This window comes from Kosakonia oryzendophytica (assembly GCF_900094925.1).
GTDB lineage: Bacteria > Pseudomonadota > Gammaproteobacteria > Enterobacterales > Enterobacteriaceae > Kosakonia > Kosakonia oryzendophytica.
The window spans coordinates 63,606-87,636 of record NZ_FMAY01000014.1 but is presented as its reverse complement, the minus strand read 5'-3'; the positions used below and the strand labels follow the sequence as shown (position 1 = coordinate 87,636).

Below are 24,031 nucleotides of genomic sequence, written 5' to 3'. Positions count from 1 at the left end.
AGCGCAAAGAAAATGGCTTTCAATTCAGGCATTATGTAAATAGTAATGAGAACTACTATCAATTCGACATCATTTTGATATGATGGCGCTCAGTTTTTGTGATTTGCGTCGCGGAGAAACACAGTGGGTAATAATTTGATGCAGACGGATCTATCCGTGTGGGGTATGTATCAGCACGCCGACATTGTCGTTAAAGTGGTAATGATCGGCCTGATTCTGGCGTCCGTGGTGACATGGGCTCTGTTTTTCAGCAAAAGCGTTGAGATGATGGCGCAAAAGCGCCGCATCAAGCGCGAGCAGACCCTGCTGGCTGATGCCCGCTCACTGGATCAGGCCAGCGAAATCGCCTCCTCCTTCCATGCGAAAAGCCTCAGCACCCTGTTAATCAACGAAGCCCAGAACGAGCTGGAGTTATCCGCAGGCAGCGAAGATAACGAAGGCATTAAAGAGCGCACCGGCTTCCGCCTGGAGCGTCGCGTGGCGGCGACCGGGCGTTATATGGGGCGCGGTAATGGCTATCTCGCCACTATCGGCGCGATCTCTCCGTTTATCGGTCTGTTTGGTACCGTTTGGGGCATCATGAACAGCTTTATCGGCATCGCGCAGACGCAAACTACGAACCTCGCTGTTGTGGCGCCGGGTATTGCCGAAGCGCTGCTGGCTACGGCGATTGGGTTGGTTGCTGCCATTCCGGCGGTGGTGATTTACAACCTTTTTGCGCGCATGATTGGCAGTTACAAAGCCACCCTCGGCGATGTCGCCGCGCAGGTTCTGTTACTGCAAAGCCGCGATCTTGACCTGGCTGCCAGCAATGCGCAGCCGGTGCGTGCGGCTCAGAAATTACGTGTAGGTTGATACGTCATGGCAATGCGTCTGAATGAAAACCTGGACGATAACGGCGAAATGCACGAAATCAACGTAACGCCGTTTATCGACGTTATGTTGGTGCTGCTGATTATCTTTATGGTGGCCGCACCGCTTGCCACTGTGGATGTGAAAGTGAATCTGCCGGCATCCTCCAGCCAGCCACAACCGCGCCCGGAAAAGCCAGTCTACCTCTCCGTAAAAGCGGATAACACGATGTTTATCGGTAACGATCAGGTGACGGATGACACGATGATCAACGTGCTAAATGCGATGACGGAAGGTAAAAAAGACACCACCATCTTTTTCCGTGCGGACAAAACCGTAGACTACGAAACAATGATGAAGGTGATGGATACGTTGCATCAGGCGGGCTATCTGAAAATCGGTCTGGTCGGTGAAGAGGTCGCGAAAGCGAAGTAATCTGCCCTTGCCAAACGTAAAAAAGCTGGCTCTCGCCAGCTTTTTTTTCACCTGCTTATCCGAGATGTTCGCCGCCTGTGACGCCATGCACTTCGGCCGTGACGTAGCTCGACTCCTGGCTTGCCAAATAAACGTAGACGGGGGCCAGCTCAGCCGGTTGTCCGGCGCGTTTCAATGGCGTTTGCTGGCCGAACTGCGGCAGTTTCTCCTGCGGCTGACCGCCAGAAATCTGCAATGCTGTCCAGATTGGCCCTGGCGCCACGATATTGACGCGGATCCCTTTTTCCGCCACCTGTTTTGCCAGCCCGCGACTGTAATTGAGAATAGCCGCTTTGGTGGAGGCATAGTCCAGCAGGTGTGTACTTGGCTGGTACGCCTGGATTGATGAGGTGGTGATGATGCTACCGCCGCGTGGCAGCAGTGGGATGGCTTCCTGAGTTATCCAGAACAGCGCAAAAACGTTCACCGTGTAGGTCTGAATAAATTGCTCGGTGGTCAGATTAGCAATCTCTTCAATTGCGGTTTGTCTGCCAGCGACCAGCGCCAGTATATCCAGACCGCCAAGCTGCTCTTTGGCTTTGTGTGGCAACGCACGGGCAAATGACTCATCGCTCAGATCGCCGGGGATCAGCACCGCTTTGCGTCCGGCCGCTTCGATCTGCGCTTTGACCTGCTGCGCATCTTCTTCTTCCGCAGGCAGGTAGTTGATCGCCACATCCGCCCCTTCACGCGCGTAGGCGATGGCGGCAGCACGACCGATACCGGAATCCCCGCCGGTGACCAGCGCTTTCCGATCTTTCAACCGTCCGCTGCCCACGTAGCTGTTTTCACCACAGTCAGGTACAGGATCCATTTTTGCCTGCACCCCGGGATAGGGTTGTTTCTGCTGCGGGTAATCGCCAGCGTAGTATTGCGTGGTGGGATCCTGAATTTTTGTCTGGTTAGTTGCCATTAAGTACCCTCCATATCGGTGGTTGAGTACTTAAGGGTAGTTGTCTGCGCTGTTATTGCAGCAAGATTCAGGATTTTCTGGATAGTAATGATATGCGCAACCGGCGACGGCCAGTTAGTTTGCGTCTGGCTTGTTCGCGGCGGTTTCTTCATCCAGCGCGACGGTAGTGACGTTTGATGTGCGGTATTCACCGTCAATCAATTTACGGTTCAGGCGCAGCGTTGCCGCTTCCCGTCCCAGAATATGCTGATAGTTGGTTTCCAGACGACCCATGATCTTTTCCATGAGCTCAGGCTTCTGTTCAATAATGGCGTTGATCACCGCGCCATAAATTTCTTCTTTAACCTGTAATGGATAGATTTCCCGACGATTCTGCCATTTAAGACGCACCAGCGCGGCGGGAATGGATACCAGTTCACGTGCAATGCGCTCAATTGTGCTGTTTTTATCGAGCATTAATGCTTCTATATTTTGCTTTAAGATAAACTCATCACTTTTTTTATCATCTAAAGCTAAATACACATTATTGTTATCGATTTCTTTCACGTTACTCTTCCCCAATTTTATAAAACATTGGTCCATCTTTTTCACGGGTAATCAGGTTAAGCCAAATCTTATCGCCAGATTCATTAATTTCCTGTGTTTTATCCGCAATTATTTTGCTTAATGTCTGGGCATCAATCTCGCCTTCCGCTTGTAAGTCATTAAGCAGACGGGCGAATGTCTCGATTTTTACTACACGGAACAGACGATCTTTTATATGCCGATCGCGTTCCTCAAGTAACATATTTCTTGATTGCCCATTGTGGCTCACGTTCGCTAATATTTGGTCAGCGTGTTCGGAGAGCGTTCTTTTTCCCTGAGTTAAATTAGGCTCTTTTCCTTCTTCTCCTGGCCTGGTTTCAGCGGCAGAAATGTGAAATCGTGCCGGGACAAGATTCTCGGGAAGCATTTCTAATATCCTTTAATATCAACAGGGAAGGGGCAAGACAGACGTGAGGTTCGTTGACAATATCATGGCGCACTTTTAAAATCAAAAAAAATGGAGCCTGCTCATGAACAGTATTTTTTATTCTGTTATTACATTATTGCTGCTCACTGGCGGCGTACTTTTATTAATGCGCGAGTACAATAAAGCCCCGCGCAGCGAAATTGAGAACCTTCCTCCCAGACCTCAACCGTTGTCAAAAGAGGAAGGTGAGGATCATTTTTCTGTGTTAATGAATGCCATTACTCCGGTGTGGTACTGGCGGGTTAACCATGAATATATTGATTTTCTTCATGCGACCATAAAACGCATGAACATGGCAGAATTAAATAATACCCCTGGTTTATTTGAGGCGCAGCGTCGGTGTAGCGATCTCAATTCTGCTGTGTATAAGTATTATGACAATATAAAGAAGCGCTGCCTCAATGGTGAGAAGGTGCCGCATGCCGATCTGGATGTGCTCAATCTGCGTCAGTGTTTCCACGAGTTCAGTACTGAAGCCTACCCGGCACTGGTTGTTTTGGTGTGGCCGGAGAACCAGCGTCCGTGGGTAAACCCCGAGGACGTATAGCAATATTGTTCATATCTTTTGCAGGCCGAAGGTCTGGCCTGCCATCAACCTCGCTACCTTGTACGTATCATTGTGTTCCGTTGATGTTGGCAGAGTGTTGCCAAATGTTTACCTGACTGGGATATACTGGCCGCTGGTTTAGCTATCTTACAGGACACTATGGAACGATTTCTGGAAAACGCAATGTATGCTTCGCGCTGGTTGCTCGCCCCGGTTTACTTTGGCCTCTCCCTTGCTCTGCTTGCACTGACGGTAAAATTCTTCCAGGAGATTTTTCACATCCTGCCCAACATATTCAGCCTGGCGGAAGCCGATCTCATTCTGACGCTGCTGTCGCTGGTGGATATGACGCTGGTCGGCGGCCTGCTGGTGATGGTGATGTTTTCCGGCTATGAAAACTTTGTCTCGCAGCTCGATATCGCAGAACACAAAGAGAAACTGAACTGGCTCGGCAAAATGGACTCCACGTCCCTGAAGAACAAAGTGGCCGCCTCTATCGTCGCCATCTCGTCCATTCATTTGCTGCGGGTGTTTATGGATGCGAAAAATGTGCCGGACAACAAACTGATGTGGTACGTAATAATCCACCTGACATTTGTGCTCTCAGCATTTGTGATGGGCTACCTGGACAGGTTAACCCGCGAAAAACATTGATCGCTGCAGGCCGGTTTCCCGGCCTGCGTACGATCATTTATCCGACGACGCCTGCCATAAATTGAGCTCTCCATCGGCGATGTGCTTGTCGATTTGCGCCAGTTCGTCTGCGCTGAATGTCAGATTATTCAGCGCCTGAACATTTTCCGCGATCTGTTCCGGGCGGCTTGCGCCAATCAGCACGGAGGTGACGCGCGCATCTTTCAGCAACCAGCTCAGCGCCATTTGCGCCATCGACTGCCCGCGCTGCTGCGCCATCTCATTCAGCAGCCGCAGGCTGTTGAGATTACTTTCCGTCAGCATCTTCTGTGTCAGACCGCGCACTTTATTGCCTTCACGCTGCATGCGTGAGCCTTCCGGAATACCGCTCAAGTATTTCCCCGTCAACAAGCCCTGCGCCAGCGGCGTAAACGCGATGCAGCCCATGCCATTATCTTCCAGCGCATCCAGCAGTCCGGTTTTATCCACCCAGCGATTAAGCAGGTTATAGGAGGGCTGGTGGATTAACAGGGGAATTTTCCACTCGCGCAGCAGCGCCGCCATTTGCCGGGTGCGGTCGGTGGAATAGGAAGAGATACCGACGTAGAGCGCTTTACCGCTCTGCACTGCATGGGCCAGCGCGGCGGCGGTCTCTTCCATCGGCGTTTTTTCATCTACCCGGTGCGAATAGAAGATATCCACGTACTCCAACCCCATACGCTTCAGGCTCTGATCAAGGCTGGCGAGCAGATATTTGCGTGAGCCACCGGAACCGTACGGCCCTGGCCACATATCGTATCCCGCTTTGGTGGAAATAATCAGTTCGTCGCGGTAGCTGGCGAAATCGTCCCGTAGCAGACGGCCGAAATTTTCTTCCGCGCTGCCTGCTGGTGGTCCGTAGTTATTGGCTAAATCAAAATGGGTAATCCCCAGATCAAACGCTTTGCGCAGCAAGGCGCGCTGTGACTCCAGGGCGTGACTGTGGCCAAAACTGTGCCACAAACCGAGTGAAAGGGCGGGTAACTGCAAACCGCTTTTGCCACAGTAGCGATAGTGCATCTGCGCATAGCGATCCGGGTTGGCGAAACCAGGCATGATGTCTCCTTTATTGTACAGGCTAATTCGAAACAACGTTTCTATCTTATCGCCGGATTTCTGCACATCAAAGGTCAGTCTGATAGTTGAACATTTTTTGTGCAGAAAACGGACCGCTATGCTTTGCTTAGAAGGAAAAAACGAGCGGAGACATGTGATGACGCGTTTAACAGCGAAAGACTTTCCTCAGGAATTACTCGACTACTACGACTATTACGCGCACGGCAAAATCAACAAGCGCGAATTTTTACATCTGGCCGGTAAGTACGCGGTAGGAGGGATGACGGCGCTGGCGCTGTTTAACCTGCTTAAGCCGAATTACGCGCTGGCGGAGCAGGTGGTGTTCACCGATCCGGATATTCACCCGGAATATATCACCTACCCGTCGCCAAACGGGCATGGTGAAGTGAGGGGATATCTTGTCAGGCCAACGAAAGCCACCGGGAAAATAGCGGCGGTGGTGGTGGTGCATGAAAACCGTGGTCTCAACCCTTACATTGAAGATGTGGCGCGTCGGGTGGCAAAAGCGGGGTACCTGGCGTTAGCGCCGGACGGTCTGAGTTCCGTAGGCGGCTATCCCGGCAATGATGATGAAGGGCGTGAGTTGCAACAAAAGGTCGATCCGACAAAGCTAATGAATGATTTCTTTGCCGCTGTCGAATTTATGCGCCAACACCCGGATGCCAGCGGAAAAGTGGGGATCACCGGTTTTTGCTATGGCGGCGGCGTTTCGAATGCAGCGGCAGTGGCTTATCCGGAGCTGAATTGCGCCGTGCCGTTCTATGGTCGTCAACCGCCAGCCGCGGATGTGGCGAAAATTAACGCGCCCCTGCTGCTGCATTACGCTGAACTGGATAAAAACATTAACGAAGGCTGGCCTGCCTATGAGCAGGCATTGAAAGCGCACCACAAAGTCTATGAGGCGTACATTTATGCGGGGGTGAATCACGGTTTTCACAACGACTCTACGCCGCGCTATGACCGTGCTGCGGCGGAACTGGCCTGGCAGCGCACTCTCGGTTGGTTCGAAAAGTACCTGCGCCAGGGATGAATCTCCCGCAGGGAGACCGGTATTGTCGATCTTTATGCTGAACGAGGTGCATGAATCGATCAAATAACAGACGATTCACTATATTAAAATCGCCTCACCGAGGGGCAATAGCTGTTTTAATTTACGTTAGGTAACCAGATATTGTCTGGCAAAACGGCTGAGAGAAACGGTTGAAAAATAACCTCCTCATAAATAATGAGGTGCGATTCATAATATTTGTGAATGTATGAAAAAATAAGCAATACGGCGCATATACGCTCACGGTGAGAGAGCGGACATGGTGAGCGTTGAGTTCGTAATCTCTCGACCAGGTCGCATGGCACCTGGGTTTTGTTGTTTCAGGTTGTTCCAGATTGCACATAAAGATGTCTGTCCCCAAGCTGGGCGTGAGTATGTTTTAATAATTCTTAACTTACGTTTAAAGTACACTTAACACCCTGTTTGGATATTTTACTGAAGCGTTTGTTTATATATTTTAATATTTCCTGAGGCGTTTTTTTGATTGTTTTAAGAAAAAGGCGCGCGGTCTCTTTTTATCAACATATCGATATAACGTAATCCTTATATGTACCCGCTGTTTTAGCCTTTTGCTAAAGGTTGTTAATAATTATCATTTTCTGGTGAAAAGTATTTTCAATTTTTTTCATAAAAATTATAAATAAAAAAATCATTATAAATTAGTCGGTTATGATGTGTGTTTTTGCATTGCCCTCTTTTTGGTGGTGAAGGGAAATATGGCATAAAGTTAGCAGAATAACGTTCTGTGAGGATACTGGATCTACCAGTTGAGGTGATAAGTGGTATTCCATGACGCACAAAAAATTTTAAGCGAACCATACAACTTTTCTAAAACTTGCCGATAAGAAGTTAAGTTTCGCCCGCAGGCGAGAATCTACTTTCACCGCAAGGATAATATTATGGGTATGCTTCGTAACTTTACTATACGAGCCGTGATGCTGGTGATCCTGGGGATCTTCGGTCTGCTGTGGTCTGGCGTCGGGTTGTATAGCGTTTTTTCGTTGTCAAAAGTGGCCGATGGCAATGATGTTGATCGCCAGTTAGTGTCACAGATGACTCTGCTCAGTCAGGGTAACGATCAATATTTTCGGTTTGTTACTCGTCTCAGTCGCGTTATGGAAGCCAAAGCTGCGGGTGGATCACCGGATATGGCGCCGGTCCAACAGGCGCTGGATAACATGGGGCGTCGACTGGCGGACTTTAAAGCGATATCTCCGGGTCCGATGGATCCAAAAGTCTCCGAACAAGTGATTGCCGGTTGGCAGGCATTGCTCGACCAGGGGATCACGCCGCAGATGCAACTGGCGCAGCAAGGCACGCCGGAGGCTTACCGTAAACAGGCCAACGAAGTGACCCCGGTGCTGAGCCGTACCTTTGGCGCGGCCACTGAAAGTTTTAATAAAACCGCCAGCGCGATGCTGGATCAGACCCGGATCCTGGTTGACGGGCAAACCAGCAGCACGCGTAATGCGCTAATTGCGGCGATGGTATTTGGTCTGCTGATCCTGCTGTTCACCGATCGTTATCTGGTCACCATGATGGTGAAACCGCTGGCACGTATTCGGTCGCACTTCGGTCTGATGGCGCAAGGCGATCTCAGCCAGCCGCTGGAAGATTTTGGCCGTAACTGTGTGGGGCAACTGGTACCGCTGCTGTTAGCGATGCAGGACAGCCTGCGTGAAGCGGTAAGCAGCATCCGCCACGGCAGTGAGAATATCTGGCGCGGTGCGACAGAAATTTCATCCGGTAATAACGATCTCTCTTCCCGTACTGAAGAGCAGGCTGCCGCGCTTGAAGAAACCGCCGCCAGTATGGAAGAACTGACCTCAACAGTGAAACTGAATGCAGAGAACGCCAGCCATGCAAGCGAGCTGGCGCAGGCGGCCTCGGTGACGGCAAGTAAAGGCGGTTCACTGGTAAAAGAAGTGATCACCACGATGGATGGGATCTCCGGCAGTTCGAAGAAAATTGCTGAAATCACCAACGTCATTAACAGCATTGCGTTCCAGACCAACATCCTGGCGTTGAACGCCGCCGTTGAAGCGGCGCGTGCAGGTGAACAAGGCCGCGGGTTCGCAGTGGTTGCCGGGGAAGTTCGCAACCTTGCCAGCCGCAGTGCGGGCGCAGCAAAAGAGATTGAAACGCTGATTGCCGACTCGGTTAGCCGCGTAGAAAAAGGTGCACAGCTGGTTAACGATACGGGCACCACAATGGAAGGTATTCTGCGCGCGGTCACTGAAGTCACCACCATTATGAAAGAAATAGCCTCCGCCTCTTCTGAACAGAGTAAAGGCATTTCTCAGGTGGGGGTGGCGATTACGCAAATGGATAACGTTACCCAGCAGAACGCCGCGCTGGTTGAGGAAGTTTCTGCTGCTGCTGCTGCGCTGGAACGCCAGACAGAAGAGTTGCAGCGTTCCGTCCAGCAGTTCCGTCTCTCCAGCGAAGAGCAGCATAAACCGGCTGCACCGAAGCTGGTAAAACCGGATTTATCACGCGGGGCAGCGAAAAAAGAAGCCGCTTCGTCTGATGAGTGGGTGGCGTTTTAATCAGCGCTATTGCCCCCATTAAAGATCGATATATAATTTTTTATATAGCGATTGAGGGGAGTAGCGATGGACAACCATTTTGGTAAGGGTTTGATGGCCGGGTTGAATGCGTCACAGGCGGATAGCGCCAGTAACGTGGCGCATTTCTGCCCGGATTATAAGCGTGGTTTTGTACTCGGGTTTTCGCATCGCATGTTTGAAAAAACCGGCGATCGTCAACTCAGCGCGTGGGAAGCAGGCATTCTTACGCGTCGTTACGGGCTGGATAAGGACATGGTGATGGACTTCTTCCGCGAGAGCCACTCCAGCACTGTGATCCGATTTTTTATGGCGGGTTACCGCCTCGAAACCTAAAAATAAGCTTTGCTCAATGTAGTTCTCTTTAGTGAAGGTCACTTTTGTCGAGGGTGGCTTTCATTTTTTTTTGTCGTTTTGTGCCCACAAGCCCCTATTTCTTTTGTGCCTACTGTGAACCGCATCAACTTTTTGCATAATACCCTTGTTTTTTATGTGATTAATTGTCGGGGCGATCGCAGCATTCTGTTCCCAAAGGGGAGGAGAATAATCCTAGTCCAGGCTAAGGGATAACAAGTAAATGGCAGGAGAGAATCAACATTTTGTATCACAGGGTGTGAGCCGTCGTGATTTTATGAAGCTGTGTGCTGCGTTAGCGGCCACCATGGGATTAAGCGGCAAGGCTGCTGCTGAGATGGCGGAAGCCGTCAGTCATCCTCAACGTCCACCGGTTATCTGGATTGGCGCACAGGAGTGCACCGGATGTACCGAATCGCTGCTTCGCTCTACCCACCCCACTATTGAAAACCTGGTACTGGAAACCATTTCGTTGGAATACCACGAAGTGCTTTCTGCTGCCTTTGGTCATCAGGCTGAGGAGAACAAACACCGCGCGCTCGAGCAATATAAAGGGAAGTATGTGCTGGTGGTTGACGGCTCAATTCCGATGAAAGACGGCGGGATTTACTGCATGGTGGCTGGCGAGCCTATTGTGGAACATATCCGTAAAGCGGCAGAAAACGCGGCGGCGATCATCGCCATCGGCTCCTGCTCCGCCTGGGGCGGTGTGGCCGCGGCGGGCGTCAATCCTACCGGTGCGGTAAGCCTGCAATCGGTGTTGCCGGGTAAAACCGTGATCAACATTCCAGGCTGTCCGCCGAACCCGCAAAACTTCCTCGCGACGGTGGCGCACATCATTACCTTTGGCAAACCGCCTGCGCTGGATGCCAAAAACCGTCCTGCTTTTGCCTATGGTCGGCTGATCCACGAGCATTGCGAACGCCGTCCGCACTTTGATGCCGGACGCTTTGCGAAAGCGTTTGGCGATCAGGGCCATCGTGAAGGCTGGTGCCTCTATCACTTAGGCTGTAAAGGGCCGGAAACCTACGGTAACTGCTCCACGCTGCAATTTTGCGATGTGGGCGGCGTCTGGCCAGTGGCGATCGGTCACCCCTGTTATGGTTGTAATGAAGAAGGCATTGGCTTCCATAAAGGCATCCATCAACTGGCGCATGTCGAGAACCCTACGCCGCGGGCAGAGAAACCCGATGTCAACCTGAAAGAGGGGGGCGCGGTTTCGGCAACGGCCGTTGGTCTGCTGGGCGGCGTAGTGGGTCTGGTGGCGGGCGTAGGCGTTATGACGGTGCGCGAGCTGGGGCGTCAGCAAAAGAAAAACGACGCTGACTCACAGGGAGACTAACCGTGAACAGACGTAATTTTCTAAAAGTGGCGTCCGGCGGGGCGTTGCTGGCGGCAGGCTCGTCGACGAGTTTTGCCGCCGCAGAGAACCGCCCGCCGATCCCCGGCGCGTTGGGCATGCTCTACGACTCCACGCTCTGTGTGGGGTGTCAGGCTTGCGTGACCCGTTGCCAGGACATCAATACCCCGCAACGTAATCCGCAGGGTCAACAAACCTGGTCCAACAACGACAAACTTTCGCCATACACCAATAACATCATTCAGGTCTGGCATAGCGGCAGCGGGGTGAACAAAGATCGCCTCGATGATGGCTACGCCTATATCAAAAAGCAGTGCATGCACTGTGTGGATGCCAACTGTGTCTCTGTTTGCCCGGTTCAGGCGCTGAAGAAGGACAGTAAAACCGGCATCGTCCATTATGACGCCAGCGTCTGTACCGGTTGCCGCTACTGCATGGTCGCCTGTCCTTTCGATGTGCCGAAATACGATTACAACAATCCGTTCGGTGAACTGCACAAATGCCAGCTCTGTAACCAGAAAGGCGTTGAGCGTCTGGATAAAGGCGGATTGCCTGGCTGTGTGGAAGTCTGTCCTGCCGGTGCGGTGATTTTCGGCACGCGCGAAGAGTTACTGGCGGAAGCCAAAAAACGCCTCTCGCTAAAACCGGGTACTGAGTATCACTACCCCCGGCAAACGCTCACCTCCGCCGACACCTATCAACACACTGTCGCCAGCTACTACCCACATCTGTACGGTGAAAAAGAGGGGGGCGGCACACAGGTGCTGGTGCTGACCGGCGTGCCTTACGAGGTGCTGGGGTTACCAGCGCTGGATGATCTGGCGACCGGTGCCCGTTCGGAACATGTTCAGCATACGGTGTACAAAGGCATGATGTTGCCGCTGGCTGTGCTGGCGGGGCTGACGGCGTTGGTACGTCGACATACGAAGAATGAGCACCATGAAGGAGGCGACGATCATGAGTCATGATCCGCAACCGTTGGGCGGCAAGCTGTTCAGCAAGCCAATACTGCTTTTTGCCCCGCTGATCGTGCTGTGCGGGATCTTTATCCTCAAGCGTCTGATCTTCGGTCTGGGATCGGTTTCGGATCTTAACGGTGGTTATCCGTGGGGGATCTGGATCGCTTTCGATTTGCTGATCGGCACCGGTTTCGCTTGCGGCGGCTGGGCGCTCGCCTGGGCGGTATATGCCTTTAACCGTGGCGACTACCATCCACTGGTGCGCCCGGCATTACTGGCCAGTCTGTTTGGTTATTCGCTGGGCGGTTTGTCCATCACCATTGACGTCGGACGTTACTGGAATCTGCCCTATTTTTACATCCCGGGGCACTTCAACGTGAACTCGGTCCTGTTTGAAACTGCCGTCTGTATGACGATTTACATCGGTGTGATGGCGCTGGAGTTCGCGCCCGCGCTGCTGGAGCGGTTGGGCTGGAAAGTGTCGCTGCGGCGGCTGAATAAGGTGATGTTTTTTATTATCGCTCTTGGCGCGCTGCTGCCCACCATGCACCAGTCTTCGATGGGCTCTTTGATGATCGCGGCCGGGTACAAGGTCTATCCGCTGTGGCAAAGCTACGAAATGCTGCCGGTCTTCTCCTTGTTGACCGCGTTTATCATGGGCTTTTCGATCGTCATCTTTGAAGGTTCGCTGTTGCAGGCCAGTCTGCGCGGCAACGGGCCGGATGAAAAGCGGCTCTTTACGAAGTTAACCGGGACGTTAAGCGTTCTCCTGGCGCTCTTTTTGCTGCTGCGCGTAGGGGAAATCACCTGGCGCGACAAGTGGAGCTACGCCTTTGCTGGGGATTTTTACAGCCTGATGTTCTGGCTGGAAATCGCACTGCTGATGTTCCCGCTGTTGGTGCTGCGCTCGGCGCGTCTGCGTACTGATTCCCGTGTTCTGTTTATCGGCGCGTTAAGCATGCTGTTGGGATGCGCTCTGTGGCGACTCTCCTATTCGCTGTTAGCGTTTAATCCCGGCAATGGCTATCACTACTTCCCGGCCTGGGAAGAGATATTGATTTCTATCGGTTTTGTGGCAATTGAAGTCTGTGCGTACATCTTACTCATACGTCTGTTGCCGATTATTCCTCCGTTACAACGACAAGAACGTCATGAGGCGAGTAAAGCATGAGTCAACGAATTACCATCGATCCGGTGACCCGTATTGAGGGTCATTTACGCATTGACTGCGAAATTGAAAACGGTGTTGTATCCAAAGCCTGGGCATCAGGCACGATGTGGCGCGGTATGGAAGAGATAGTGAAGAACCGCGACCCGCGGGATGCATGGATCATTATGCAGCGCATCTGCGGCGTCTGTACGACGATTCACGCTATTGCCTCTGTCCGTGCCGTGGAAAGCGCACTGGATATGAACGTTCCGGTCAACGCCCAGTATATTCGCAACATTATTCTGGCCGCGCATACTATCCACGATCATATCGTGCACTTCTACCAACTCTCGGCGCTGGACTGGGTTGATATCACGTCTGCGCTCAATGCTGACCCGGCAAAAGCGGCGAACCTGCTGAAAGGGCTCTCTGACTGGCCGCTGAACAGCGAAAACACGTTTAAAGAGGTGCAGGACAAAATCAAAGCGTTGGTTGCCAGCGGTCAGTTGGGGATTTTCGCCAATGGCTACTGGGGACATCCGGCCATGAAGCTGCCGCCGGAAGTGAACCTGATTGCCGTCGCGCACTATTTACAGGCGCTGGAGTGTCAGCGTGATGCCAACCGCATCGTCGCCTTGCTTGGCGGGAAATCGCCGCATATTCAAAACATGGCGGTGGGTGGTGTTGCCAACCCGATCAATCTTGACGGCATCGAAGTGTTGAATCTGGAACGGTTGATGTACCTCAAGTCGTTTATCGACAAGCTGCAGGCCTTTATCGAACAGGTTTATAAGGTCGATACCGCCGTGATTGCGGCGTTCTATCCGGAGTGGCTGGAGCGTGGTAAAGGCAGTGTCAATTACCTGAGTACGCCGGAGTTTCCGACCGACGGTGAAAACGGCAGTTTCCTGTTCCCTGGCGGTTACATCGAAAACGCCGATCTCAGCACCTATCGGGCCATCACCGCATACAACGATCCGTTTATGGTGAAAGGCATTCAGGAGGGCGCGAAACACGCCTGGTATAAAGACGAAGCGCCGCAAGAGCCATGGCAAGGGACGACGGTGCCGAATTACACCGGCTGGCAGGAAGACGGGAAATATTCGTGGGTGAAGTCACCGACTTTCTACGGCAAAACCGTGGAAGTGGGGCCGCTGGCCAATATGCTCTGTAAACTGGCGGCGAAGCGCGAATCCACGACCACCAAACTCAATGAAATTGTGGCGATCTACCACAAACTCACTGGCAAAACGTTGGGAATAGAGCAACTGCACTCTACGCTGGGCCGCATTATTGGTCGTACCGTGCATGCCTGCGAGCTGCATCAGGTTGCCAGCCAGCAGTATCAGGCGCTGGTCGACAACATCGGCAAGGGCGACATGACCACCTTTGTGAAGCCGGATATTCCCGCCAGCGGCGAGTTTAAAGGCGTAGGCTTCCTCGAAGCGCCGCGTGGCATGCTCTCGCACTGGATCGTGATCAAAGACGGGACTATCAGCAACTACCAGGCTGTCGTGCCATCGACGTGGAACGCCGGACCGCGCAACGTAAATGACGAAGCCGGTCCCTACGAGCAGTCGCTGGTAGGCACGCCGATTGCCGATCCGCAAAAACCGCTGGAAGTGGTGCGCACCATTCACTCTTTCGACCCTTGTATGTCCTGCGCCGTACACGTGCTGGACGCAGAGGGTAACGATGTGGTGTCGGTGAAGGTGCTGTAATGTCGATCTTAGTGTTGGGGGTGGGCAATATTTTGCTCACCGATGAGGCAATCGGCGTACGGGTGGTGGAAGCGCTGGAGCAGCGTTTCCACCTGCCGGAACAGGTCGAGGTGCTGGATGGTGGCACCGCTGGCATGGAGTTGCTGAGCGCGATGGCGAACCGCGATCATCTGATCATTGCAGACGCCATTGTCACGCGCAAAAGCGAGCCTGGCAGCGTCATTTGCCTGCGCGACGATGAAGTGCCCACGCTGTTCAGCAATAAAATTTCCCCGCACCAACTGGGATTGTCTGATGTGCTGTCCGCGCTGCGCTTTACCGGCGAGTTTCCGGCGAAGCTGACGCTGGTCGGTGTCATTCCGGCCTCACTGGAGCCGCATATTGGTTTGACGCCGATCGTTGCTGCAAGTATCGATACGGCATTACAGGCGGTGCTGGATGCGCTGGCGGAGTCTGGTGTAGTCCTGACGCCCAGGGAGGTTCAGCATGCAGAATGAAATCTCTGGTTTTGACGCCTCGCCGCACAGCGAGGTGCAGGCTGCTTTTGCTGCCGTGGCCGCAGGTGAGATGCACGATTTACCTTTTGTGCATCCACACATGCCGGTCTCGGTGACGCCCTTCACGCTGTTTGAGGGGCAGTGGATAGGTTGTGTGATAACGCCCTGGATGCTGAGTTTGCTGATTTTTCCCGGTCCGCAGCAATGTTGGGTACGTCGCAATGTTGGCGAGCGTATTGGGCTGCGATTACCCTATGGCGAAATGACCTTTACCGTTGGCGAAATGCCCGCCCTTGCGCAGTATCTGAGCTGTTCGTTAATGTCACCATTAGCGCGGGAACTGCGTGCGGAACAGGGGGCCTCGCTGGCGCATGATTGCCTGAAAATGGCACTCTCCCTGCCGGTGAGCGAGTCGGTGAGTCGCCGAGCGTTGCTCACCCGGCTGAAGGACGCCCGGCATGCATGAGTTATCGCTATGCCAGAACGCGGTGGAGATCATCGAACAGCAGGCCAGGCAAAACGGCGCCAGCAAGGTGACCGGTGTGTGGCTGGAAGTGGGCGCGCTGGCCTGTGTGGAGGAGAGTGCGCTGCGTTTCGGCTTTGATATCGCCTGCCGCGATACCCTTGCTGAAGGGTGCGCGTTGCATATCCTCCATAAACCCGCGCAGGCATGGTGCTGGAATTGCAGCCAGTCGGTGGAAATTACCCGCCATGATGAGTGCCCTCTCTGTCACTGCCCAACGCTGCATATTGAGCACAGCGAGGGCGTACAGATCAAAAGTATTGAAGTGGAGTAAGTAAGATGTGTATAGGCGTACCGGGCCAGGTCGTGGCCGTGGGCGACGATTTTCATCAACTGGCGCAGGTGGACGTCTGCGGCGTGCGGCGCGAGGTTAATATCGCCCTGGTGTGCGAAGATGATCCGCGTGCGCTGCTCGGGCAGTGGGTACTGGTACATGTGGGGTTTGCCATGAGCCTGATTGATGAAAATGAAGCGCAAGAGACGCTTGCGGCGTTGCGCAATATGGAGCTGGCGGATTTTGCCCCTCAGCGATGAGGCGTGTCGGTTTTTACATCGGTGATCATTTGCGTCACCAGTGACAGGTTGCCGATTTTTACTTCGCTGGCGCGGTAAAATTTGCTCTTATCGATCAGTAGCAGCGATTGCTGCGCCCGGCGTAACAAATGCGCTTTAAATGCGGCGTTATGGCGGGTGGAGTCCCACATCTCGCCCGCCGCATCCACCCCCTCGCAGGAGAAGATAAACAGATCGATCTCCAGCGATTTCAACAGGCCCGGCAGCGCCGGATTGACATAACAACGCTCGGCGCGATCCAGTTTCCCACCTGAACAGACCAGCGTGATGTTTTGCCGTCGGACGATCTCCTGGCATACCGGCACGCTGTTAGTAAAGACGGTAAGGTCGATATCCGGCAACTGCCGCGCAAGGTGAAAACAGGTGGAGCTGGCATCCAGCGCCAGCGTCATCCCCGTATCGATCCAGTTCAGCGCATGGCGGGCAATATCGGCTTTATCCGCATAATGGCTTTTCAGCCTGCTGCGAAACGGCTCGCTGCTTTCCTGCTGCGGTGAATGCAGCATCCGTGCGCGACCATGGCGACGCACTATTTTCCCCTGGGTTTGCAGCGCATTCAGATCCCGGCGGATGGTTTCGATGCTCACGTTCAATTGGGTAGCCAGCGCCGCAGTCGTGAGGGTGTCATAGCGGGTGAGGAGTTGCACAATCGTCTGCTGGCGAGCGGTTTTCATCAACTATGCTCCGGCGCAAGCGGAGAGGGAAATCAGTGTCTGGCCGAGAGCCGCGCCGTTTTTCCCGGTATGCTTGATGTGATACATCGCCCGATCGGCGCGTTTCAGCGCGTTGATGAAATCGTCGTCATCCTGCGCTTCATCAATGCCAATCGATGCCCCAACCGACGCCTCGCCGTTATCCAGTTCAAAGGGCGTCAGCGCCGCGCGCAGGCAAGTATGCGCGGTGCTGTTAATCAGCAGGCTGGTAAGCGGAAACGGTAACAGCAGAACAAACTCATCGCCGCCGAGACGGCCGACAATCGTTCCTTCCGGGCAGGCATTGCGCAGACGCTGGCTCAGCTGGATCAGCAGTTCGTCGCCGCTACGGTGACCGAAGGTGTCGTTAACCGCTTTAAAATCATCAAGATCGATAAAGGCTACGCACACTGGCCCGGAAAGCTTTAACTCATCAAAGTGTTGCAACAGCGCGTGACGATTTGCCAGCCCGGTGAGCGGATCGTGGTTCGCCAGCGCCGAGAGTTGCTCCTCATACTGCTTCTCTTTGGTCATGTCGATATGCGTACCGGTCACTTTTAGCGGTGAACCGTTGGCATCCCACTCCGTTACGCGGCCTCTGTCGAGCACCCAGGTGACGGTGCCGTTTTTATGCTGCATGCGGTGCAGGGCTTCATAAAACGGGGTCTTGCCGTGCAAATGATCGTAAAACGCGTCCAGCACGCGCTGGCGGTCATCTTCATGCAGATGCTCACGCCAGACATCAAAATGGGCGCTCAACTCTTTGGGTTGATACCCAAGCATCGAACCCCAACGGCGGTTGTAGATGATCAGCTTGCCACTGGGAACATCAAGCTGCCACAGGCACAGCCCGGTACCGTCCAGCGCAGCGCTGAGTTTATTGCGCGCATCACGCGCTATCCGCACCAGCCGGGCGTTATGCTTTTTCAGATTCTGGATCTGCTGTTTGAGCGCGATGTCGGACATGGGGGCCGGCTACAGGTAAATAAAGCGCATTCTTACCAGTTATTCTGGTCGTGTAAATATGATGTGAAAAAAACAGTGGAAGGTAATGGAGAGCGGGAATAAACCGGGCGGACGACCGCCCGGTGCAGAAGATTATGCCTGACGCTTATCTTCTGTGTTGGTATCGAAGTCGCTGGCGTCATGGCGCTCATGCAACTGTTCATGCGGCTCGCCGAACGTACGGTTAACGATCCGTCCGCGTTGTACCGCCGGGCGCGCAAGGATCGCTTTCGCCCAGCGTTGTACATGGGTGTAGATGCCTGCATCGAGAAACTCTGCGGCGTTGTAGACATTACCCAGCACCACATTGCCATACCACGGCCAAATCGCCATATCGGCAATGGTATACTCATCACCGGCGACAAACGGATGGTTAGCCAGTTGCTTATCCAGTACATCCAGTTGGCGTTTGGCTTCCATGGTAAAGCGATTAATAGCGTACTCGATTTTCACCGGCGCATAGTTATAGAAGTGGCCGAAACCACCACCGAGGAACGGCGCAGAGCCCTGTAACCAGAACAGCCAGTTCAGGGTTTCGGTGCGCCCGGCCGGATCGTTGGGCAGAAAATGGCCAAACTTTTCTGCCAGATACAGCAAGATTGCCCCGGATTCAAATACGCGGGTTGGCGGCGTGGTGGAGTGATCGCGCAGCGCCGGGATCTTCGAGTTCGGATTCACCTCAACAAAACCGCTGGAGAACTGATCGCCCTCGCCAATGCGGATTAACCAGGCGTCATACTCAGCCGCAGTAACCCCTTTCTCCAACAGCTCTTCCAGCATGATGGTCACTTTCTGGCCGTTTGGCGTACCCAGCGAGTAGAGTTGCAACGGATGTTTGCCCACCGGCAAGGTTTTCTCATGCGTCGGGCCGGAGATCGGACGGTTAATATTGGCAAATGCACCGCCGCCGGATTTATCCCACGTCCAGACTTTAGGTGGCTGATAGTTGTCTGACATATTGGTCTGCCTTTTGGTTGATCTGTTGAAGCGTTATTGGAATGGGGTGCTCATCAGTGTAGCAGCGTCTCAGGCGAGGATACGCTGCGCCCAGACGCCGATGTCATCGCCGCTGCCGAGATCGGCCTGTACCAGCCCGTTAACCATAAAGGTCGGGGAGACATGAATGCCGTTCTGCCGCGCATATTTGCTATGCCATTTGATTTCGGTTTGCAATTCCGGCCTGGCAAATGCCGCCGCCAGTTTCACTCCGCTATACTTCTCAATACGTTCAATAATTTGCTGTGGCGTGGTATCCATATTCGGGCCGCTACAGTGGTCCGTGAATTCGAACTCTTCTCGATGGTCCGCTACTGCTTTCAGTACGCTTCGCGCAGCGGCTTTGCCTTCCGGCAGTGTGGAGGCAGCAAGGATGCAGCGCACAATCACGCCAGAGAACATATGCCACGGTTGCGATTGCAGGCGGATTTTGATGGTGACCTTCTCTTCGCCCACTTCGTTGAGCAAGGCGTCCAGCTTGTTAAATGCGCGGACGGAGAAAGGGCAGGTCGGTTCAAGGAACACCTCGAACGTGCGTGGACCATGGCCCCAGCTAAGCGGATCGGCGTGTAAAGGTTGTTGGCTCATTATCACTCCTGGTATGTGATGTTTTTATCGTCTCTGAGAATAGCAGGATGCGATAGACGCGGGGAGTACGCTTTGTGCTGGATGCGGTTAACCTCTCTTACAGTGCTTTCTTATTGAAATAAATGAGGTATTCGGTTTACTAACGGTAACAGGCGATGGTGAAAAGGAACTAAAGAGGGCGGAGATTATGTGTCGTTACCTCGTCAGACTGTGTGTGCTCTTTTTCGCGGTATATCTCGTAAGTGACTGGGGGTTAAACTTTCGCCCTGGCAACAATGTTTCTCTATTCTGGCCTGCTAACGTACTGGCCTTCAGCCTGTTTATTCACTTCCGTTTACGTCGTCGCCATGTGGGGCGACAACTGTTGCACAATGCATTGCTGACCGTTATCAGTTATAGCGCGATGCTGGTGGCGGCTCTCAGTTTTGAAGACGGGTCGGGTATTGAGCAGAAGGTTATCTACTGCGCGTTCAATATCGGCTTTTATCTGCCTGCCTGGTTGTGCTTTATTTACTGTTTCCACAGCCGTTTTCTACAGCGAAGCACGTTCACCGGCAATGCCGTTCTGGTGATGACTATTCCGGTGGTGGCTGGCGCGTTCTGCTCGGCGGCGGTGTTCGGCCTTTGGCTATGGGTGACAAACAGCGCTGATATCTATCAACTCATGCGCGGCTGGTTCAGCGAACAACTCAGCACGGGTATCATCTTTGTTTGTTTTTTTATTCGGTTCAAGGCAATTTTCCGCACCGTGCGGCGGCAATTACACCGTGGTTGGCAACAGCTACGCCCGCAGGTATTGGTGATCGTTTTTTTAGTGTTTGTGCTGCTATGTGTCCTTTTTTCCGGCACTGAGATGGTGGCGTTGATCCTCTTTCCACTCGCCTGGTTCGCTTTGCGTTACTCCTTTAAAACGACCGTTGTACTCTGCATGCTTACCGGCGTGGCGTTGAATTATCTCTATGCTGTCAGGTTGCTCGAGCCTGGCACGGGCGTCACCCAGGCGGATCTTGATGCCATGCTCAATGCGTTTCGCCTCAATCTCTCAATATTGATCATGGCTATATTAATGGTTTCACGGGTGGTCTCTGCCAACAAAATTCTGCTTAAACGCATTGAATCGGGCAGCAGTCGCGATGTGTTGTCCGGCGCATTGAATCGCCGCGCTTTTCTGGCGCAGCTTTCCCGGCTTTGCACAGAGCGAGAAGGGCTGGCCCACCGGGAAGTGGCCATCCTGTTTCTTGATATCGATAACTTTAAAAAGATCAATGACATTTACGGCCACTCGACGGGCGATGATGTTATTCGCCATTTTGTTGCCCTGTTGAAAAAGCAGATGCGGCAAAATGACCTGATCTGCCGCTGGGGAGGTGAAGAGTTTATTATCGCTGCGCTGGACCTCAGCCCACCCGATGCCCTGTTACTCGGCGAGCGGCTGCGTGCCTGGGTTGCGCTGACGCCGGTTAAAGTGCCTGGTGCCGCGCCACTGAGCTTTACCACCAGTGTGGGTATCAGTGCCTTTCGATGCGGGCTGGGCGAAAACATCCATCTGGCGATTAACCGGGCCGACGAGGCGCTGTACGAGGCCAAAAAGCAGGGCCGTAACCGTGTGAAAATGTACCCGCCGTCGTGAACATCATGCCCTGATCATCTGTAACAATCAGCCATTAACGTCGCTCTTTGCACCGCGATAAATTAATTAATCTGACTTAAATGATATTTTTCATGCTGCATCTGATTTAACTGAAATTAATATAATATATAATGATGGGTTGCTTATTTTAATTTCTTATGTCAATCATCTTTTGTCAGCATTATTTGTTATTAATATGTTTTAACTGCCTGTCGATAATCGTTATGAGGATCTTTTTCGACTCACCAGGATGAGTCATTCGTCGCAAATTATCTGGTTAACGAGTAGCGGAGATAATGATGCAGGAGATTCAGGCGATTCAGGCAAGCGCGCACCTTGCCAGCACAAAAGAGACTATCACGCATAAGATTGAAACGGCGAATAGCACCGGCATCAGTATCGGCACCAGTACTGAACATGGCGCTGGCAAACAGTCGTATCAGGATGACAGCACCAAAGTGACGCTCTCCTCTCGTGCAGAAAACCACAAATCTTTAAAAGAAGTTCAGGCTGAGCAAGAGGCTCAGGAAAAGAAAAAAGTGGAAAATCATCAGATTGATTATTCGCTGGCGATGTCCGGTATTCCGCAATATGGCGGGCGACTGGTTACGATCGTGAAATATCCTGATGGCCGAACGGAAATGATCGATGCGTTTTCCGGTAAAAAAGTCACACAGCAGGATTTAGAGCAGGCGGAGATGGCGAAAAAAAATAGCCAGGTCGCTCAGCAACAATTGGAAAGTAAACCTAAAGTCGAGACATTGCCAAATGCGATGCCCGGCGAGTCAGAACTGACGGATATGCAATAAATAGTTGTTCTAATATCCGTTATTTTTAAGTGGGTATTTTCTTTTTTTGCATGTAACGCAATCAGTTGATTATCTGCCGTTCTTTCATCTGCTTGCGAGAAAATATATCTTATATTGTTGTTGCGAATAACGTCGCCATTCTGATATCTGTTTGGCTTAAGTACGTTAATGATAGGGTGAATTTTCAGCGGTTCGTGAGCTGAGGATATCGGCTATCTTTTGCCAGGTTATCTGGCGTTGGCCATAAAATCTGTCTGCCATTTCCACAGTGGAGAAAGAGTCCGCAACACCGGGTATGCAAACCAAAGGTATGTCATGCGTACATGAAGAGAGATGTCGTCACCTCGTTTCATCCGGATGGGGAGCAGGTGTACGTGTATTTTTCTTCAGGAGGGGGGAACGATTGACACAGGTCCTAACGCTTCGTTTTGTTATGCTTCTCTTTATATTCAGCAATTGCGTCGTTGATACTATCTGTGGCGATGGAGTCAACCTGCTGGTCTTCTAAAAAAACCTCATAATGTCCTGATACGTATTTAAAGGTGAATATTTTCCCCTGATAACGCACGCGTTTTTCTTTAACCGACAAACCCCTGTTGCGCATAGCCACTTTTGCTAATGTATCTATCTTTTTATTTTTCATAATTATTTTACTTACCTGTGCAGGCTGCTTCGCGATGTCTGATATTAAGCTCACTCTGTATGATGTTAATTTGTTATCCTCAAAAAGGAAAGAACAGGGTGGCAGATAGTGGCTATTAATAACAGTTGAAATATTTTTATTATCTTAAGGTTATCTTAATATTTACAGGATCTTGCAACGGCTAACCGGACGCTTTCTTATTTTTCTCTTTTATTCATATTAAATTTTAAACTTTTCTGGTGATAATAGTTTTGATTCTCATTTCATTTCCGCTACGATTACACTCCAGCCTCGTCTGTAGACGTTCGCTATTAAACCAATGAAAAAAGGAATGAAGATGAAGAATCGCTTTTTGCCTTTCTGTTCGCTTGCACTGGTCATCTCTTCGGTTTTAGCCGCCCCCGCTGCACTGGCGGCGGATAACGATGACGGTATCGTTGTTTATAACGCGCAACATGAAAACCTGACCAAAACCTGGGTTGATGAGTTCACCAAAGAGACCGGTATCAAAGTCACGCTGCGCAACGGCGGCGATACTGAGCTGGGTAACCAGTTGGTGCAGGAGGGCAGTGTCTCTCCGGCGGATGTGTTTCTGACGGAAAACTCCCCGGCGATGACGCTGGTGGATAATGCGAAGCTGTTCGCACCGTTGGATGCCGACACGCTGAAACAGGTGCCTGCCCGTTTCCGCCCTGCGCATGGTCGCTGGATTGGCATCGCCGCACGTAGCACGGTGTTTGTCTACAATCCGTCCAAAATTAGCCATGCGCAGCTCCCGGTATCGCTGATGGATCTGGCGAAACCAGAATGGAAAGGCCGCTGGGCGGCTTCCCCGTCAGGCGCGGATTTCCAGGCCATTGTCAGTGCTATGCTGTCACTGAAAGGGGAAAAAGCCACACTCGACTGGCTGAAAGCCATGAAAACCAACTTTACACCGTACAAAGGCAACAGCACGGTGATGAAAGCGGTGAACGCCGGGCAGATTGATGGCGGCGTGATCTATCACTATTACTACTTTGTTGATCAGTCCAAAACTGGCGAAAACAGTAAAAACACCCAGCTTCACTACTTCAAACACCAGGATCCTGGCGCATTTGTCAGCATTTCTGGCGGTGGCGTGCTGGCATCCAGCAAACATCCGAAACAGGCGCAGGCGTTTATCAAGTGGATCACTGGCAAAACCGGTCAGGATATGCTGCGTACCAACACTGCATTTGAATATGCCGTGGGCGAGCATGCTGCTTCCAACGAAAAATTAGTGCCGCTGGATCAGTTAGATGCACCTGCTGTTGAACCATCCTCCCTGAACAGCCAAAAAGTCACAGAGTTAATGACCGAAGCCGGTCTGCTGTAATTGATTGCATAACCA

Annotated in this window: 27 protein-coding genes; 18 read left to right on the top strand and 9 right to left on the bottom strand. The window is 52.2% G+C overall.

The window, feature by feature from the left end:
* The first annotated feature begins 123 nt into the window (after nucleotides 1–123).
* Entirely contained in the window at nucleotides 124–855 is a 732-nt protein-coding gene (exbB, locus tag GA0061071_RS19985; RefSeq protein WP_061493145.1) for a tol-pal system-associated acyl-CoA thioesterase, read from the top strand.
* 6 nt (nucleotides 856–861) lie between these two features.
* Nucleotides 862–1,287, top strand: a complete 426-nt coding sequence (gene exbD / locus GA0061071_RS19980) for a TonB system transport protein ExbD (RefSeq protein ID WP_088238407.1) — start codon at nucleotides 862–864, stop codon at nucleotides 1,285–1,287.
* Between the two features lie 55 nt (nucleotides 1,288–1,342).
* On the opposite strand, the gene GA0061071_RS19975 is transcribed toward exbD, so the two are convergent.
* From GA0061071_RS19975 to GA0061071_RS19965, 3 genes are all read right to left on the bottom strand, one after another.
* Complete coding sequence (locus tag GA0061071_RS19975) at nucleotides 1,343–2,239, bottom strand: SDR family oxidoreductase (RefSeq protein ID WP_061493147.1); 897 nt, start codon at nucleotides 2,237–2,239, stop codon at nucleotides 1,343–1,345.
* 114 nt (nucleotides 2,240–2,353) lie between these two features.
* Nucleotides 2,354–2,821, bottom strand: coding sequence for a hypothetical protein (locus GA0061071_RS19970; RefSeq protein ID WP_061493148.1), 468 nt, complete (start codon nucleotides 2,819–2,821; stop codon nucleotides 2,354–2,356).
* Nucleotides 2,787–3,191 carry a hypothetical protein gene (locus tag GA0061071_RS19965; protein ID WP_061493149.1) on the bottom strand — a complete coding sequence of 135 codons (405 nt, stop codon included), beginning with the start codon at nucleotides 3,189–3,191 and terminating at the stop codon, nucleotides 2,787–2,789. Before GA0061071_RS19965 ends, GA0061071_RS19970 begins: the two co-directional genes overlap by 35 nt.
* 103 nt (nucleotides 3,192–3,294) lie before the next feature.
* Between GA0061071_RS19965 and GA0061071_RS19960 the strand changes: the two genes are divergently transcribed.
* Complete coding sequence (locus tag GA0061071_RS19960; RefSeq protein ID WP_061493150.1) at nucleotides 3,295–3,798, top strand: ESA_00282 family adhesion-associated protein; 504 nt, start codon at nucleotides 3,295–3,297, stop codon at nucleotides 3,796–3,798.
* 159 nt (nucleotides 3,799–3,957) lie between these two features.
* On the top strand, nucleotides 3,958–4,452 hold the full coding sequence (locus tag GA0061071_RS19955) for a TIGR00645 family protein (RefSeq protein WP_061493151.1): 495 nt from the start codon (nucleotides 3,958–3,960) through the stop codon (nucleotides 4,450–4,452).
* Between the two features lie 33 nt (nucleotides 4,453–4,485).
* Here the strand turns inward: GA0061071_RS19955 and GA0061071_RS19950 are convergent, their stop codons facing one another.
* Entirely contained in the window at nucleotides 4,486–5,526 is a 1,041-nt protein-coding gene (locus GA0061071_RS19950; RefSeq protein ID WP_088238406.1) for an aldo/keto reductase, read from the bottom strand.
* A 157-nt stretch (nucleotides 5,527–5,683) separates the two neighbouring features.
* Between GA0061071_RS19950 and yghX the strand changes: the two genes are divergently transcribed.
* From yghX to hybG, 11 genes are all read left to right on the top strand, one after another.
* Nucleotides 5,684–6,577, top strand: a complete 894-nt coding sequence (gene yghX, locus GA0061071_RS19945) for a YghX family hydrolase (protein WP_134318672.1) — start codon at nucleotides 5,684–5,686, stop codon at nucleotides 6,575–6,577.
* A 917-nt stretch (nucleotides 6,578–7,494) separates the two neighbouring features.
* The gene (locus GA0061071_RS19940) at nucleotides 7,495–9,144 is read left to right on the top strand and encodes a methyl-accepting chemotaxis protein (RefSeq protein WP_061493154.1); all 1,650 of its coding nucleotides are present in this window, start codon (nucleotides 7,495–7,497) and stop codon (nucleotides 9,142–9,144) included.
* A 66-nt stretch (nucleotides 9,145–9,210) separates the two neighbouring features.
* Nucleotides 9,211–9,498, top strand: coding sequence for a DUF2623 family protein (locus tag GA0061071_RS19935; protein WP_088238404.1), 288 nt, complete (start codon nucleotides 9,211–9,213; stop codon nucleotides 9,496–9,498).
* 241 nt (nucleotides 9,499–9,739) lie between these two features.
* Nucleotides 9,740–10,858 carry a hydrogenase 2 small subunit gene (hybO, locus tag GA0061071_RS19930; protein ID WP_088238403.1) on the top strand — a complete coding sequence of 373 codons (1,119 nt, stop codon included), beginning with the start codon at nucleotides 9,740–9,742 and terminating at the stop codon, nucleotides 10,856–10,858.
* Nucleotides 10,859–10,860: 2 nt separating this feature from the next.
* On the top strand, nucleotides 10,861–11,844 hold the full coding sequence (hybA, locus tag GA0061071_RS19925; RefSeq protein ID WP_061493157.1) for a hydrogenase 2 operon protein HybA: 984 nt from the start codon (nucleotides 10,861–10,863) through the stop codon (nucleotides 11,842–11,844).
* Nucleotides 11,834–13,006: a Ni/Fe-hydrogenase cytochrome b subunit gene (gene hybB / locus GA0061071_RS19920; RefSeq protein WP_061493158.1), complete on the top strand. Its 1,173-nt coding sequence runs from the start codon at nucleotides 11,834–11,836 to the stop codon at nucleotides 13,004–13,006. The genes hybA and hybB overlap by 11 nt, the downstream gene beginning before the upstream one ends.
* Nucleotides 13,003–14,706, top strand: coding sequence for a hydrogenase 2 large subunit (gene hybC / locus GA0061071_RS19915; RefSeq protein WP_061493159.1), 1,704 nt, complete (start codon nucleotides 13,003–13,005; stop codon nucleotides 14,704–14,706). The genes hybB and hybC overlap by 4 nt, the downstream gene beginning before the upstream one ends.
* Complete coding sequence (locus tag GA0061071_RS19910; protein WP_061493160.1) at nucleotides 14,706–15,203, top strand: HyaD/HybD family hydrogenase maturation endopeptidase; 498 nt, start codon at nucleotides 14,706–14,708, stop codon at nucleotides 15,201–15,203. The genes hybC and GA0061071_RS19910 overlap by 1 nt, the downstream gene beginning before the upstream one ends.
* Nucleotides 15,193–15,669, top strand: a complete 477-nt coding sequence (gene hybE / locus GA0061071_RS19905) for a hydrogenase-2 assembly chaperone (protein ID WP_088238402.1) — start codon at nucleotides 15,193–15,195, stop codon at nucleotides 15,667–15,669. The genes GA0061071_RS19910 and hybE overlap by 11 nt, the downstream gene beginning before the upstream one ends.
* Nucleotides 15,662–16,000, top strand: coding sequence for a hydrogenase maturation nickel metallochaperone HypA (gene hypA, locus GA0061071_RS19900; RefSeq protein WP_061493162.1), 339 nt, complete (start codon nucleotides 15,662–15,664; stop codon nucleotides 15,998–16,000). Before hybE ends, hypA begins: the two co-directional genes overlap by 8 nt.
* A gap of 5 nt (nucleotides 16,001–16,005) precedes the next feature.
* Nucleotides 16,006–16,260, top strand: coding sequence for a hydrogenase maturation factor HybG (gene hybG, locus GA0061071_RS19895; protein WP_061493163.1), 255 nt, complete (start codon nucleotides 16,006–16,008; stop codon nucleotides 16,258–16,260).
* Here the strand turns inward: hybG and fucR are convergent.
* From fucR to GA0061071_RS19875, 4 genes are all read right to left on the bottom strand, one after another.
* Nucleotides 16,251–16,973, bottom strand: coding sequence for an L-fucose operon activator (gene fucR / locus GA0061071_RS19890; RefSeq protein WP_061493164.1), 723 nt, complete (start codon nucleotides 16,971–16,973; stop codon nucleotides 16,251–16,253). The genes hybG and fucR overlap by 10 nt on opposite strands.
* Nucleotides 16,974–16,976: 3 nt before the next feature.
* Entirely contained in the window at nucleotides 16,977–17,957 is a 981-nt protein-coding gene (locus tag GA0061071_RS19885; protein WP_061493165.1) for a sensor domain-containing diguanylate cyclase, read from the bottom strand.
* Nucleotides 17,958–18,089: 132 nt separating this feature from the next.
* A complete protein-coding gene (yghU, locus tag GA0061071_RS19880) occupies nucleotides 18,090–18,953 on the bottom strand; it encodes a glutathione-dependent disulfide-bond oxidoreductase (protein WP_088238401.1) in 864 nt (287 codons plus the stop codon).
* 69 nt (nucleotides 18,954–19,022) lie between these two features.
* Complete coding sequence (locus GA0061071_RS19875; protein WP_061493167.1) at nucleotides 19,023–19,580, bottom strand: DsbA family protein; 558 nt, start codon at nucleotides 19,578–19,580, stop codon at nucleotides 19,023–19,025.
* Between the two features lie 187 nt (nucleotides 19,581–19,767).
* Here GA0061071_RS19875 and GA0061071_RS19870 point away from each other — a divergent pair, with 187 nt between their 5' ends.
* A complete protein-coding gene (locus tag GA0061071_RS19870) occupies nucleotides 19,768–21,210 on the top strand; it encodes a GGDEF domain-containing protein (protein ID WP_088238400.1) in 1,443 nt (480 codons plus the stop codon).
* A 296-nt stretch (nucleotides 21,211–21,506) separates the two neighbouring features.
* Nucleotides 21,507–22,019: a hypothetical protein gene (locus GA0061071_RS19865; RefSeq protein WP_245191449.1), complete on the top strand. Its 513-nt coding sequence runs from the start codon at nucleotides 21,507–21,509 to the stop codon at nucleotides 22,017–22,019.
* 415 nt (nucleotides 22,020–22,434) lie between these two features.
* Here GA0061071_RS19865 and GA0061071_RS19860 read toward each other — a convergent pair whose 3' ends face one another.
* Complete coding sequence (locus GA0061071_RS19860) at nucleotides 22,435–22,662, bottom strand: hypothetical protein (RefSeq protein WP_061499753.1); 228 nt, start codon at nucleotides 22,660–22,662, stop codon at nucleotides 22,435–22,437.
* A gap of 337 nt (nucleotides 22,663–22,999) precedes the next feature.
* On the opposite strand from GA0061071_RS19860, the gene GA0061071_RS19855 reads away from it, so the two are divergent.
* Nucleotides 23,000–24,016, top strand: a complete 1,017-nt coding sequence (locus GA0061071_RS19855) for an iron ABC transporter substrate-binding protein (RefSeq protein ID WP_088238398.1) — start codon at nucleotides 23,000–23,002, stop codon at nucleotides 24,014–24,016.
* Nucleotides 24,017–24,031: the final 15 nt, after the last annotated feature.

Coding starts and splice junctions, on each gene's coding strand:
- exbD (WP_088238407.1), top strand. CDS start 862: ATGGCAATGCGTCTGAATGAAAACCTGGACGATAACGGCGAAATGCAC.
- GA0061071_RS19975 (WP_061493147.1), bottom strand. CDS start 2,239: ATGGCAACTAACCAGACAAAAATTCAGGATCCCACCACGCAATACTAC.
- GA0061071_RS19970 (WP_061493148.1), bottom strand. CDS start 2,821: ATGGACCAATGTTTTATAAAATTGGGGAAGAGTAACGTGAAAGAAATC.
- GA0061071_RS19965 (WP_061493149.1), bottom strand. CDS start 3,191: ATGCTTCCCGAGAATCTTGTCCCGGCACGATTTCACATTTCTGCCGCT.
- GA0061071_RS19960 (WP_061493150.1), top strand. CDS start 3,295: ATGAACAGTATTTTTTATTCTGTTATTACATTATTGCTGCTCACTGGC.
- GA0061071_RS19955 (WP_061493151.1), top strand. CDS start 3,958: ATGGAACGATTTCTGGAAAACGCAATGTATGCTTCGCGCTGGTTGCTC.
- GA0061071_RS19950 (WP_088238406.1), bottom strand. CDS start 5,526: ATGCCTGGTTTCGCCAACCCGGATCGCTATGCGCAGATGCACTATCGC.
- yghX (WP_134318672.1), top strand. CDS start 5,684: ATGACGCGTTTAACAGCGAAAGACTTTCCTCAGGAATTACTCGACTAC.
- GA0061071_RS19940 (WP_061493154.1), top strand. CDS start 7,495: ATGGGTATGCTTCGTAACTTTACTATACGAGCCGTGATGCTGGTGATC.
- GA0061071_RS19935 (WP_088238404.1), top strand. CDS start 9,211: ATGGACAACCATTTTGGTAAGGGTTTGATGGCCGGGTTGAATGCGTCA.
- hybO (WP_088238403.1), top strand. CDS start 9,740: ATGGCAGGAGAGAATCAACATTTTGTATCACAGGGTGTGAGCCGTCGT.
- hybB (WP_061493158.1), top strand. CDS start 11,834: ATGAGTCATGATCCGCAACCGTTGGGCGGCAAGCTGTTCAGCAAGCCA.
- hybC (WP_061493159.1), top strand. CDS start 13,003: ATGAGTCAACGAATTACCATCGATCCGGTGACCCGTATTGAGGGTCAT.
- GA0061071_RS19910 (WP_061493160.1), top strand. CDS start 14,706: ATGTCGATCTTAGTGTTGGGGGTGGGCAATATTTTGCTCACCGATGAG.
- hybE (WP_088238402.1), top strand. CDS start 15,193: ATGCAGAATGAAATCTCTGGTTTTGACGCCTCGCCGCACAGCGAGGTG.
- hypA (WP_061493162.1), top strand. CDS start 15,662: ATGCATGAGTTATCGCTATGCCAGAACGCGGTGGAGATCATCGAACAG.
- hybG (WP_061493163.1), top strand. CDS start 16,006: ATGTGTATAGGCGTACCGGGCCAGGTCGTGGCCGTGGGCGACGATTTT.
- fucR (WP_061493164.1), bottom strand. CDS start 16,973: ATGAAAACCGCTCGCCAGCAGACGATTGTGCAACTCCTCACCCGCTAT.
- GA0061071_RS19885 (WP_061493165.1), bottom strand. CDS start 17,957: ATGTCCGACATCGCGCTCAAACAGCAGATCCAGAATCTGAAAAAGCAT.
- yghU (WP_088238401.1), bottom strand. CDS start 18,953: ATGTCAGACAACTATCAGCCACCTAAAGTCTGGACGTGGGATAAATCC.
- GA0061071_RS19875 (WP_061493167.1), bottom strand. CDS start 19,580: ATGAGCCAACAACCTTTACACGCCGATCCGCTTAGCTGGGGCCATGGT.
- GA0061071_RS19870 (WP_088238400.1), top strand. CDS start 19,768: ATGTGTCGTTACCTCGTCAGACTGTGTGTGCTCTTTTTCGCGGTATAT.
- GA0061071_RS19865 (WP_245191449.1), top strand. CDS start 21,507: ATGATGCAGGAGATTCAGGCGATTCAGGCAAGCGCGCACCTTGCCAGC.
- GA0061071_RS19860 (WP_061499753.1), bottom strand. CDS start 22,662: ATGAAAAATAAAAAGATAGATACATTAGCAAAAGTGGCTATGCGCAAC.
- GA0061071_RS19855 (WP_088238398.1), top strand. CDS start 23,000: ATGAAGAATCGCTTTTTGCCTTTCTGTTCGCTTGCACTGGTCATCTCT.